Annotated in this window: 13 protein-coding genes; 12 read left to right on the top strand and 1 reads right to left on the bottom strand. The window is 43.6% G+C overall.

Annotated elements, in window-relative coordinates; all coding sequences use genetic code 11:
* The coding region (gene plsY / locus STRDD04_RS00670) for a glycerol-3-phosphate 1-O-acyltransferase PlsY (RefSeq protein WP_082757316.1) at nucleotides 1–643 on the bottom strand (643 nt) is incomplete at its 3' end.
* Nucleotides 644–866: 223 nt separating this feature from the next.
* Here plsY and parE point away from each other — a divergent pair.
* From parE to STRDD04_RS00615, 12 genes are all read left to right on the top strand, one after another.
* Complete coding sequence (gene parE / locus STRDD04_RS00665) at nucleotides 867–2,810, top strand: DNA topoisomerase IV subunit B (RefSeq protein ID WP_062198473.1); 1,944 nt, start codon at nucleotides 867–869, stop codon at nucleotides 2,808–2,810.
* Nucleotides 2,811–2,828: 18 nt separating this feature from the next.
* Nucleotides 2,829–3,656: a hypothetical protein gene (locus STRDD04_RS00660; RefSeq protein ID WP_062198471.1), complete on the top strand. Its 828-nt coding sequence runs from the start codon at nucleotides 2,829–2,831 to the stop codon at nucleotides 3,654–3,656.
* Nucleotides 3,657–3,851: 195 nt separating this feature from the next.
* On the top strand, nucleotides 3,852–4,601 hold the full coding sequence (locus STRDD04_RS00655) for a DUF6261 family protein (protein WP_062198468.1): 750 nt from the start codon (nucleotides 3,852–3,854) through the stop codon (nucleotides 4,599–4,601).
* A gap of 62 nt (nucleotides 4,602–4,663) precedes the next feature.
* Nucleotides 4,664–5,260, top strand: a complete 597-nt coding sequence (locus STRDD04_RS10815) for a hypothetical protein (RefSeq protein ID WP_062198466.1) — start codon at nucleotides 4,664–4,666, stop codon at nucleotides 5,258–5,260.
* Nucleotide 5,261: 1 nt separating this feature from the next.
* Nucleotides 5,262–5,624, top strand: coding sequence for a hypothetical protein (locus STRDD04_RS10810; RefSeq protein WP_062198464.1), 363 nt, complete (start codon nucleotides 5,262–5,264; stop codon nucleotides 5,622–5,624).
* Nucleotides 5,621–6,226 (top strand): protein adenylyltransferase Fic, encoded by a 606-nt coding sequence (fic, locus tag STRDD04_RS00640; protein ID WP_062198462.1) that lies wholly within the window; start codon nucleotides 5,621–5,623, stop codon nucleotides 6,224–6,226. Before STRDD04_RS10810 ends, fic begins: the two co-directional genes overlap by 4 nt.
* Nucleotides 6,227–6,291: 65 nt before the next feature.
* The gene (locus tag STRDD04_RS10805) at nucleotides 6,292–6,810 is read left to right on the top strand and encodes a hypothetical protein (RefSeq protein ID WP_156469017.1); all 519 of its coding nucleotides are present in this window, start codon (nucleotides 6,292–6,294) and stop codon (nucleotides 6,808–6,810) included.
* Nucleotides 6,811–6,915: 105 nt separating this feature from the next.
* Nucleotides 6,916–7,269, top strand: a complete 354-nt coding sequence (locus tag STRDD04_RS00635) for a DUF4962 domain-containing protein (RefSeq protein WP_231853854.1) — start codon at nucleotides 6,916–6,918, stop codon at nucleotides 7,267–7,269.
* Nucleotides 7,270–7,278: 9 nt separating this feature from the next.
* Complete coding sequence (locus STRDD04_RS00630; protein WP_062199178.1) at nucleotides 7,279–8,112, top strand: aminoglycoside 6-adenylyltransferase; 834 nt, start codon at nucleotides 7,279–7,281, stop codon at nucleotides 8,110–8,112.
* On the top strand, nucleotides 8,093–8,827 hold the full coding sequence (locus STRDD04_RS00625; RefSeq protein WP_062198460.1) for a CPBP family intramembrane glutamic endopeptidase: 735 nt from the start codon (nucleotides 8,093–8,095) through the stop codon (nucleotides 8,825–8,827). Before STRDD04_RS00630 ends, STRDD04_RS00625 begins: the two co-directional genes overlap by 20 nt.
* 59 nt (nucleotides 8,828–8,886) lie before the next feature.
* Nucleotides 8,887–11,337 carry a DNA topoisomerase IV subunit A gene (gene parC, locus STRDD04_RS00620; RefSeq protein WP_062198459.1) on the top strand — a complete coding sequence of 817 codons (2,451 nt, stop codon included), beginning with the start codon at nucleotides 8,887–8,889 and terminating at the stop codon, nucleotides 11,335–11,337.
* A 114-nt stretch (nucleotides 11,338–11,451) separates the two neighbouring features.
* Entirely contained in the window at nucleotides 11,452–12,507 is a 1,056-nt protein-coding gene (locus STRDD04_RS00615) for a branched-chain amino acid aminotransferase (protein ID WP_331710262.1), read from the top strand.
* The last annotated feature ends 10 nt before the right edge of the window (nucleotides 12,508–12,517 follow it).

Raw genomic sequence — 12,517 nt, 5'->3', positions numbered from 1 at the left:
ATTTTTTTGGATTTTGTTTGGTGAGATTGATGCCCCAAGGGATTAGGTTTTCAGTTTTATTTCGAATCCGCTGGATATTATCACGGTGGCGAATGATGATAATAGCTGCCAATAGGATAATAATCAGGGTAAAAAGGAGATCATAGCTAGGTAAAAGAAAACCCAAAGCAGGGAAAAGCAAAGCGGACAGGATGCCCACGATTGCGGAGACCACGCTGGCTAAGGAAATCATACTTCCCAGATAAAGGGTCGTCACAAAGACAAGTATCAGATAGATAAAGAAAGCTGGTGAAAAACCAAGAACGACTCCCGCACTAGTCGCTACAGCCTTGCCCCCCTTAAAGCCCGCAAAGATAGGGAAGGTATGACCAATCACAGCCAAGAGACCGAAAATCAGTGGTGAAATCCCCTCAATATGCAGGAAAAGCGGCAGCAGGGTTGCCAGTGTACCTTTGAAAAAGTCAATCACAAAAGTTGCGGTGCCGGCCGTCTTTCCCAAAATACGGAAAGTATTGGTCGTGCCAGTATTGCCACTGCCGTATTCGCGGAGGTTCTTTTTAAAGAAAATCTGCCCAATCCACAAACCTGTCGGAATGGAGCCCAGTAAGTATGCTAGTATTAATCCAATTATCGTGTTCATCATGATTTTATTATACCATGATTTGGGGTTTGGACAAAGAACTATTCTGAGAATATTTTCAAGGAATTGTCTAGTCTGACGATCGTCAGCTAAGGCGAATTTCAGCTAGTTGAGTGGAAATCTAGGTCCTATCAGCTTTTTCAGGGCTATTTTTTAGAAAAAACTTTGCAAAATTCGTCAAAAACCTGTAAGATAATAAGGATGACTATCATGCAGGAGGTTCCTTGTGGCAAAAAAGGAAATCAATATTAACAATTATAATGACGATGCCATTCAGGTATTAGAAGGGTTGGATGCGGTTCGCAAACGTCCGGGGATGTATATCGGATCGACCGACGGAGCGGGACTTCACCATCTGGTCTGGGAAATTGTAGACAATGCAGTCGATGAGGCCTTGTCAGGCTTCGGTGACCGAATCGAGGTCACCATCAATAAAGACGGCAGTCTGACCGTCGCAGACCACGGACGCGGGATGCCAGTCGGCAAGCACGCTATGGGCATTCCCACGGTCGAAGTCATCTTTACCGTTCTCCACGCCGGCGGTAAGTTCGGTCAAGGTGGCTATAAGACCTCGGGCGGTCTCCACGGTGTAGGTTCCTCTGTTGTCAATGCCCTGTCCAGCTGGCTGGAAGTGGAAATCACGCGCGATGGCACTGTTTACAAGCAGCGCTTTGAAAATGGCGGAAAACCAGTCACCACGCTCAAGAAAATCGGCACCGCGCCTAAGTCTAAGTCTGGTACCAAAGTGACCTTTATGCCGGACGATACGATTTTTTCAACGACAGACTTCAAGTACAACACCATTGCGGAGCGGCTGAAGGAATCAGCCTTCCTGCTCAAGAATGTTCGCCTGTCGTTGACCGATGCACGGATTGGCGAAGAAGTAGAGTTTCACTATGAGAACGGCGTTGAGGACTTTGTCAGCTATCTCAATGAAGACAAGGAAACCCTGACGCCTGTCCTCTATTTCGAGGGGGAGGAGAGCGGCTTCCAAGTTCAGGTGGCTCTCCAGTACAATGACGGCTACTCTGACAATATCCTGTCCTTTGTCAATAACGTCCGCACCAAGGACGGCGGTACCCATGAGACGGGACTCAAGACCGCTATTACCAAGGCCATGAATGACTATGCTAGAAAGACAGGCCTGCTCAAGGAAAAGGACAAGAATCTGGAAGGCTCAGACTATCGCGAGGGTCTAGCTGCTGTTCTTTCTATCCTAGTTCCAGAGGAGCACCTGCAGTTTGAAGGTCAGACCAAGGACAAGCTGGGCAGTCCTTTGGCTCGTCCGGCCGTGGATTCCATCGTCTCTGACAAGCTGACTTTCTTCCTCTTGGAAAATGGTGAGCTGGCGTCCAATCTCATCCGTAAGGCTATCAAGGCTAGAGATGCTAGGGAAGCGGCCCGCAAGGCGCGTGACGAAAGCCGCAATGGCAAGAAGAATAAAAAAGACAAGGGCTTGCTCTCTGGTAAGCTGACTCCAGCCCAGTCCAAGAACCCAGCCAAGAACGAACTCTATCTGGTCGAGGGAGACTCTGCCGGTGGCTCTGCCAAGCAAGGCCGTGACCGTAAGTTCCAAGCCATCCTGCCCCTGCGCGGTAAGGTTATCAATACTGCTAAGGCTAAGATGGCTGACATTCTCAAGAACGAAGAAATCAACACCATGATTTACACCATCGGTGCTGGTGTTGGGACAGACTTTACCCTTGAGGATGCCAACTATGACAAGATCATCATCATGACCGATGCGGACACCGACGGTGCCCATATCCAGACCTTGCTGCTGACCTTTTTCTATCGCTATATGCGCCCGCTGGTCGAGGCTGGTCGCGTCTATATAGCTCTGCCGCCTCTCTACAAGATGTCCAAGGGCAAGGGCAAGAGCGAAGTTGTCGAGTATGCTTGGACCGATGGCGAGCTGGACGATCTGCGCCGCAAGTTTGGCAAGGGAGCCATGCTTCAGCGCTACAAGGGTCTCGGTGAAATGAACGCCGATCAGCTCTGGGAGACGACCATGAATCCCGAAACCCGCACCCTCATCCGTGTCACCATCGAAGACCTGGCCCGCGCCGAACGTCGTGTCAATGTCCTCATGGGCGACAAGGTCGAACCACGCCGCAAGTGGATTGAGGATAATGTCAAGTTTACGCTTGAAGAAACGACGGCGTTTTAAGATAGTATAGGAGATATTATGACGCGACAGAATTATTTTGATATTTTGAATCGGATGGAGTTTGATCCGCAGAGAGAGTTAAAAAATTTGATGGATTTACTGAAAATGGAGAGAAATTTCAAGAGTAACTATTATGAAACAAGTTTAAATAGTGCCATTTCTCGGAATTTCTTAGATTATTCTAATCGTTCAACGTTTACTAGTTATTCACAAATGGTAGAATTTATTGATTCGAATATCTACAATACAACTGAACCACTATTTGTTTTCTCTGAGTTATTAGTCGATATTTTTAATAACCTTTTGGGAAAATTTACAGAAAAAGAATGGCAGTTTATTCAAGTTATATTTGATAATATTACAAGATTTCTAGAATTATCAAACCATGAATTGATTACTTTAGATAATGGTAATAGAATCATTGTTGAAAAGAATGTTTATGCTTCGGAAGTTTCTCAGATTTTATCTGAGACAAATATACAAGAAGCAATCAAGGTCTTGGAGTATAATCATTTTTCAAATAAAGGGGACATTCAGCGTAAGAAAGAAATACTTATTACTTTAGCGAACTACCTTGAGCCATTGAGAAAAGAACTGAATAATTCTGAGGAATTAAAGGAGGTGTTCAAAGTTAATAATCAAAAGATTATTGCGTTTGAAAAGCTTTTTGAAATGTATAATAATTTTGGTCTAAGACACAACAATGCTAAACAATATCATCTTGATATGACTAATGAGAAACTAGAACAATGGTACGATGATATCTACACTTCATCCTTGTTTGTTATTCTAAGCTTGGATGAAGCTAGAATTTTATCAGAATTAACGTTTTTAAGAGAAGAATGACTCAATCCTACATCTCAAATTACCTTCCCCAGCTCTAAAACAAGAAATTTCACATGAAGAATTTCTTATCTAGCAGCAAAAAACCAAATCCCACATGTGTAATTTGAGTTTTTAGAGCAAAAGCCGAACGTTTACATGTGTTCCGAGCGGTTTTGGAGCAAAAGATTAAAAAACACATGAAGAAAGAGGAGTTTTATGAAAAAAGAATATGGAATCACTAGTTTAACTGTACGCAATTTGGAAAACAACGAATTTTTCCAGCTCATGTCTGAGAGCATGGAAGAGATTGCGGCTTTTAATAAGGCTAACAAGGTGGACGCTATTTACACGACTAAGCTGGCGGAGATGGAGCAGCTTTTGGCTAAGCTACAAGGTGGGCTTCATCGGACCAAGTCCAGCAAGCTGGTGGCTAGTTTGGATCAGGCTGACCGTGAGCGCGACGATACTTTGGCTACGCTCCAGTCTTTGGTTCGGGCCTTTGCGCGGGTCAAGGACGCAGCAACCAAGGAAGCCTACGAGACCCTGTCTCAGCTACTGAAAAACTATAGCGGCCTAGCTGGAACTAGCTTTGAAAAGGAGACCGAGGGCATTAAGCATCTACTTCAAGAGCTGAAAAAGTCAGCCTACCAGACAGCGCTAGCTAAGTTGCATCTGGAAGCCCATGTCGATAGTCTGGCAGCGGCTCAGAAGGCCTTTGACAAGGTTTACAAGGAGCGACTGACTGAGCTCAAGGGCAAGGCTCCAAGCCAGAATAAGACCGTCCGCCTCAAGCTGCAAGAAATCTATGATTTTCTAGTGGACTTTACGGCTATCGGTGCTTACGCTTATCCCGAAAGAACTCACATGGTCAATCTCCGCGACCATCTCAACACTATCCGCACCCGCTACAAAAAACGTAAACCAAGCAAAAAAATTACCCCAACACAACCAGAAGAAGCCAAGTAGGTTGTTCTGTTTAATTTATGCGAGTCAAAATAAATCTTAGAAAGTGAATATAGGATATAAAGATGAATGAATTAGTGATTGGATTATTTGCGGCTCTGTTAGGTGCAATTGTGCCAATCTTTACCTTATATACCAATTATAGAAGTTCTTTAGATAGCATTTCAGGCTGGCGCTCAAAGCTTTTTGATGCAGCTTCTGCTGAAGAAATTACGCTTAAAGAAGTTCAGGTGTTAAGGACAGCTCTACGTTATGAACCAACTAGGGAAGTCCAAGAATATACTTTTGCTTGGATATCTAATATCATGATTTACTATTGTGATTATATTTCGTTAAAGTACTTTGAACATCATGAAACAAGTCTTTTGTATCAAGAACAGGAAATCATCAGAGTGTTTATCAGGTGTCTGTTGAAGTACCATTGGGAATACAATGCTTCTATGGTATCATCGTTGAAATTTTTGAAGGTTTATTACAAAGCTTCAAAACAACCAGAATTTATTCGAGAAACGTATGAGAAAGCAGTGGCAATATGCAGTACTTTAGATGAAGGCAATAAAGAAGAAGATAAAGAAGAAGATAAAGAAGAAGATAAAGAAGAAGATAAAAAAGAAGATAATTTGATTAAAGAAATCAATAAAAAGATGATGGGAAGTGTATGAGATGAAGCATGATATAGATATTAAGATCACTAAAAATAGTGAGGAGAAGATAAATGAATTTGACGCTCAAGATTATTTAAATAAATATGTAAAGCTTGATAGGCCTAATCCCGATTTATCTGACTCGACAGATGAATCATGCTGCAAGAAAATCGGAGGATGGCTATTGACTAATATATTTAGCATGTATTTGATTTTCTTATATGTAATTGTAGGAGTTAATTTTGCAAGTGATCAAGGCTGGCTAGGGTTGAAGGAAATTAAACATCAAACAAATGTATTAGCTGTTCTGTTAGTAGCTTTACTTATTATTTATCTGTTTGAAAAGAAGAAGTCAAAACAAGGAAAGGAGCTGTATTTATGACTCTTGACAATAAACTGGGTCTGACGGATTCGCTTGAACTAGCCAAGATGGAAGAAAAAATCAGTAAGACTCGAGCTAAAGAGCTTTTTGAAGAGCAGGTTCTGGACGATAAAGCAGCTGGCACCTATGCCACTCTGGCCTTTATTCATAGCTTCTTGTTTGAAGAAATCTATGACTTCGCTGGTCAGATTCGGACAGTCAATCTCTCCAAAGGGAATTTTCGCTTTGCTCCTGTCATGTATCTGGCAGCTTCCTTGGAAAATATTGACCGCATGCCTCAGCATACCTTTGATCAGATTGTCGAAAAGTATGTGGAGCTAAATATCGCCCACCCTTTTCGAGAAGGGAACGGAAGAAGTATGAGGCTCTGGCTGGACCACCTACTCAAGGCTGAGCTGGGGCAAGTTGTGGACTGGTCTCAAGTAGACAAGGAAGATTACCTCCTAGCTATGGAGCGCAGTCCCATTCGAGATACAGAAATCAAGCACGTCCTCAAGCAAGCTCTCACAAAGGACATTCATAACCGCAACCTCTACATGAAGGGCGTTGACCATAGTTACTACTATGAAGGATATAGCCTATATAAAGCTGAGGAGTTGTGAGAGGAGAAGAAGTAACTCCGCTCTGATTTAACAAGCTGATTTTCACTCATTGGAGGTAAGTGTGTATGTTTGGATATCTTTTATACTATGCTTATATCATTATTCCTGTCGTTGCAGGGCCTGTTATTTATTTAATCTATTACAGTAAGCGGCCTAACCGAACTCATTTTATTTTTTCCTTTGTCTTGATGGTGATTACCGCTTGCATCTTTTTGTTTGATAATCCCTTAGCAGGTAGGGAGTATGCGGGATTGCTCTTCATATTTTACTTCTCTTTTACTTTTTCCCCTTTAAACCTCCTTTGTGGAATCACTGCTTTTATAAAGAGTATTCTCCATCGTAGATGTTTCCCAGGAAAGCTAGCAAATATTCTGATAATCAATTCCCTCTTGTTCATGATTGCTTCCATCTGTAATATCATGATGTTATTTTTAACCACCTTCCTTCAATATTGGTCCGATATGTTGGAACCCTTATTCACTGGCTGGATATGTGTGTTCTTGCCCCTTTCTTTTATTAGCGCTACTATTCAGTTAGTAGTTGGTTATCGTGAAAATAAAAATATAAAAGAGACCTTTGGCTAGTTAAAAGAGCATAACACATTCTTTATTCAGGTTTAATATAATAGTTCTATTTTGTAAGGGATTATTATAGATACCAAGAACTTTGATATTAGGAGGCATACTCGTATGAAAAAATGTAGTCTTATTATTTTGTTGACTTGCTTGATGGTACTTCTGGTAGCTTGTAGTTCTAGGGCTGATCTGACTTGGCTTAAGGGGCGCTGGTATAGCAAGGACTGGCAGGTGACTTATACCTTTAAGGAAACAAAGGAGCACTGGTCTATTTATAACAGTGATGAAGCGGTAGCTGAAAGTGCGACGCTCAAGCAGAAGGATATAAAGACCGTTGAGCTGACAGACACCGACGGCACTCATTTCATCATCGAAAAAGTCAATGACAGGAAGATGTATTTCCAGCAAGTCTCTAAAGAAGGGCTGCTTGGCACAACAGCCAGTGTCGTCTTTGAGAAGGAGGAGTAATTGGACTTTATGAGAACTGAACCCGAAATGCTAGATTTAATTTTGCAAACTGCAAAAGTGCTACAAGTCAACGCTGTCGCCATGTCCGGCTCACGGACAAACCCAAATGCCCCCAAGGACGAGTTCCAAGACTATGATGTGGTCTACATTGTGGAGGATTTGGATGGTCTGACGGCCGACCTTGCTTGGTTGGAAAGGTTTGGCAAGCGCATCATCGAGCAGCATAACCTACTTGACCATCGCCGCCTCTATCTCATGCTCTTTGAAGATGGCAATCGGATAGATTTGACCCTCTGCCCCAAAGAGCACATCAAAGAGTGGGTGGATAGTGAAGCAGATTTCACGGTGCTGGATGACACGCAGGGGCTGTTTGCTCCTTATGCACCGACACCCAAGCGCTATTGGACGGCACCAGCCAGTGCGACTGACTTTGACAAATCCTGCAATGAATTTTGGTGGGTATCAGCCTATGTGGTCAAGGGCATTTGTCGAAATCACCTTGTCTATGCGACGGATCATCTCTATGGCATCTGCCAGCAAGAATTGCTCAAGCTGTTAGCTTGGCAAGTGGCAGCAGATAAGGGGACGGTCGATGTTGGCAAGAACTACAAGTACCTCTTTCAGTATTTGCCTGCCGAGAAAGAAAAGGAATTTACAAGCCTGCTTGACTTTTCTGACCAGAAAAGTCTCACCAAGTCTCTCTTGGATACCTTGGACTTTTTCCACAAAGAAGCACAAGCTTTCTCTCTCAAAACCGACTTCCACTATGACAAAGAAACCGCAGAGACGATGATTGAGTATGCTGAGGAGAGGCTCGAAACAAATGAAACATTTACAAAATAATAAGATAACAAAATTTTTATTGATTAGTTTTCTCATTTCTTGGGGATTTGGTTGGGGATTGCTCGCTTTTCTGACGCAAATGAGCCTCTTAAGTCTAACAAGTCCACTGGGAGTTTTTCTCCATCTACTAGGAGGTTTCGGTCCAACCATTGCAGCCATTTCTTGTTTGCCTCAAAAATCAATTAAAAGCATAGTCTCTTTTATCTTAGGGGACTCAAAGAAATATATTTTATTATTTCTTTTACTAATTTTCGTGCAGACGGGTGTTATTGCTTTCTCGTCTAAGGAGATTAATCCAGCTTTTCCGCTAGGAAATTTGTTTGTTGTTTTTTTGAGTGCAGTCTGTTTTTATGGTGGAGAAGAAGAATTGGGATGGCGAGGCACCTTGCAACCAACTTTGGAAACTAGATTTTCCTTTTGGATTTCCAGTTTGATAACAGGTTGTATTTGGGCAGTATGGCATGTACCTTTATGGTTTGTGATTGGAAGTTCCCAAAGTAGGATGCCTTTTATATTATTCAGTCTATTTGCAATTTATCTCAGTATTCTTCTAGCTGCTGTTTTCAAAAAGACCAAGTCGGTCCTCTTTTGCGCCATTTTTCACGGCCTAATTAATACCCTACTTAGCTTATTTGTTATTAAAATTAATCTTTTATTCATTCTAGGATTAGTAGGATTACTCTTCTTTTCTCACTACCTACAAAGAAACAGTTAAATTTATAAAATATAAAATATAGATTTACTTTGCAACAAAACATTAAAAAGAGAATTATTATGTCCAATATTCAAAACATGTCCCTTGAGGACATCATGGGAGAGCGCTTTGGTCGCTACTCCAAATATATCATTCAAGAGCGGGCTTTGCCGGACATTCGCGATGGCTTGAAGCCTGTTCAGCGCCGTATTCTTTATTCGATGAACAAGGACGGCAATACCTTTGACAAGGGCTACCGCAAGTCTGCCAAGTCTGTCGGGAATATCATGGGGAATTTCCACCCTCACGGTGACAGCTCCATCTACGATGCCATGGTCCGCATGTCTCAGGACTGGAAGAACCGTGAGATTCTCGTTGAGATGCACGGTAACAACGGTTCTATGGACGGTGATCCACCGGCGGCTATGCGTTATACCGAAGCGCGGCTGTCCGAGATGGCTGGCTATCTTTTGCAGGATATCGAGAAAGATACCGTTCCTTTTGCTTGGAACTTTGACGATACCGAGAAGGAGCCGACTGTTCTGCCAGCAGCCTTTCCTAACCTTTTGGTCAATGGAGCAACTGGGATTTCTGCTGGTTATGCGACCGATATTCCGCCTCATAATCTAGCCGAGGTCATTGACGCGGTTATCTATATGATTGATCATCCGTCGGCCAAGGTGGACAAACTCATGGAGTTTCTGCCTGGGCCAGACTTTCCGACAGGAGCCATTGTCCAAGGTCGTGATGAGATCAAGAAAGCCTACGAGACTGGTAAAGGTCGTGTCGTGGTGCGCTCTAGAACTGAGATTGAAAAGCTAAAGGGCGGAAAAGAGCAAATCGTCATCACGGAGATTCCTTACGAGATTAATAAAGCGGTCTTGGTCAAGAAGATTGACGATGTGCGGGTCAATAATAAGGTGGCCGGCATTGCTGAGGTGCGGGACGAATCCGACCGTGACGGTCTTCGTATTGCCATCGAGCTTAAGAAAGATGCTAATACCGAGCTGATTCTCAACTACCTCTTTAAGTACACTGATTTGCAGGTCAATTACAACTTTAACATGGTGGCTATTGATAATTTCACGCCTCGTTTGGTGGGGATTGTACCAATCTTGACCAGCTACATTGCCCACCGCAAGGAGATTATTCTGGCTCGCAGTCGATTTGACAAGACCAAGGCTGAGAAACGGCTTCATATCGTGGAAGGATTGATTCGGGTGCTTTCCATCTTGGACGAGGTGATTGCCCTGATTCGTGCTTCCGAAAACAAAGCGGACGCCAAGGAAAATCTGAAAGTTAGCTATGATTTCACTGAGGAGCAGGCTGAGGCCATCGTCACTCTCCAACTCTACCGTTTGACCAATATAGATGTAGTGGTTCTGGAAGAGGAAGAAGCAGAGCTCCGCGAGAAGATTGCCATGCTGGCTGCCATTATCGGTGATGAGCGAACAATGTATAATCTCATGAAGCGGGAGCTCCGCGATGTCAAGAAGAAGTTTGGCAATCCGCGTCTCAGTGAGTTGCAGGATACGGCAAACGCCATCGAGATTGATACAGCTAGTCTCATCGTTGAGGAAGAAACCTATGTCAGCGTGACTCGTTCTGGTTATATCAAGCGGACCAGTCCGCGTTCCTTCTCAGCTTCGACCTTAGAGGAGATGGGCAAGCGTGATGATGACCGCCTGATTTTCCTCAGCCCAGCCAAGACGACTCAGCATTTGCTAATCTTTACGAGTCTTGGAAATGTCATTTACCGGCCTGTTCATGAGCTGTCAGACATCCGCTGGAAAGAAATCGGAGAACACCTCAGCCAGACCATCAGCAACTTTGATACAAAGGAAGAGGTTATCTATACAGAATTGCTGGATAGCTTTGAGGAGGGCACTTACTTTGCAGCGACCAAGTTCGGTCAAATCAAGCGTGTAGAGCGCAAGGAGTTCAGTCCTTGGCGGACCTACAAGTCTAAGTCACTCAAGTTCGCCAAGCTGAAAAATGAAGAAGATCAGGTCATTGCTCTGGCGCCGATTAAGCTAGACGATGTCATGTTAGTGACTACAAAGGGCTATGCCCTGCGTTTCAATATTGAAGAAGTGCCAGTTGTCGGAGCTAAAGCGGCTGGAGTAAAGGCTATCAATCTCAAGAAAGACGATGTCCTAGCGGCAGCCTTTATAGCCAATACTGATTCGCTTTACCTCCTGACCCAACGCGGAGCACTCAAGCGAATGGCGGTCTCAGACATTCCTGTTACCAGTCGGGCAAATCGCGGTCTTCAGGTTCTGAGAGAGCTTAAGGCGAAACCGCATCGTGTCTTTGCAGCAGGTCCAGTCTTTGCAGAAGCTACGGACTTTGACCTCTTTACTACCGAAGCAGAAGCCAGTGAGGAGCAGATTTTGCAGGTGCTTTCCAATAAAGGAGCGGCCTATGAAATCAATCTGGCTGACCTCAGCCTGTCTGAGCGCACCAGCAACGGCAGCTTTATCTCTGATACTATTTCAGACGAAGAAGTCTTCTCAGCTTATATCAAATAATCCATATTAGAATCAGTTCTTTTGAGCTGATTCATTTTTAAAAGAAATTTTCAGAATATTGCAAATAAAACTTGAAGTTTTCATAAAAAGGTGTAAAATAGGGAGTATCTATAAATTGAAAGATTAGGAAAAGAGGAAAAGACTATGACAGTAAATCTTGACTGGGAAAATCTTGGATTTTCATATATGAAATTACCCTATCGCTATATCGCTCATTACCGGAATGGTCAGTGGGAGGAGGGCCAGCTGACTGAAGATGCGATCCTGCATATTTCTGAGTCCTCGCCGTGTCTTCACTATGGCCAGCAGGCTTTTGAGGGGCTGAAAGCTTATCGCACTAAGGATGGCAGTATCCAGCTTTTCCGTCCAGATGAAAATGCTAAGCGCCTGCAACGCACGTCAGATCGCCTGCTCATGCCACAAGTTCCTACAGAAATGTTTGTGGATGCGGTCAAGCAGGTTGTTCGCGCCAATCAAGAATATGTTCCGCCATACGGAACAGGCGGGACCCTTTATATTCGTCCGCTCTTGATTGGGGTTGGTGATATTATCGGAGTAAAGCCAGCTGAGGAGTACATTTTCACCATTTTCGCCATGCCGGTTGGCAATTACTTCAAGGGTGGCTTGATGCCAACGAACTTCTTGATTCAAGATGAATTTGACCGAGCAGCTCCACACGGAACAGGTGCGGCCAAGGTTGGTGGGAACTATGCATCTAGTCTTCTGCCAGGAAAAATTGCTAAAGAAAAGAACTTTTCTGATGTCATTTACTTGGACCCTGCGACTCACACTAAGATTGAGGAAGTCGGATCAGCTAATTTCTTTGGAATTACCAAGGATAATGAATTTGTGACCCCGCTCAGTCCATCCATTCTACCATCTATTACCAAATATTCTCTGCTTTATCTGGCCGAGCATCGTCTGGGCCTGACCCCGATTGAGGGTAATGTAGCTATTGATGATTTGGATCGATTTGTTGAAGCAGGAGCCTGTGGAACAGCGGCTGTTATTTCACCTATCGGAGGAATCCAGCATGGTGATGATTTCCATGTCTTTTATAGTGAGACGGAAGTCGGACCTGTGACCCGCAAACTCTACGACGAATTGACTGGTATCCAATTTGGTGATGTGGAAGCTCCAGAAGGTTGGATTGTCAAAGTAGATGAATAACCCAAGAGCC

It is taken from the genome of Streptococcus sp. DD04 (genome assembly GCF_001578725.1).
Taxonomy (GTDB): domain Bacteria; phylum Bacillota; class Bacilli; order Lactobacillales; family Streptococcaceae; genus Streptococcus; species Streptococcus sinensis.
This window is presented reverse-complemented; position numbering and strand designations above follow the sequence as displayed.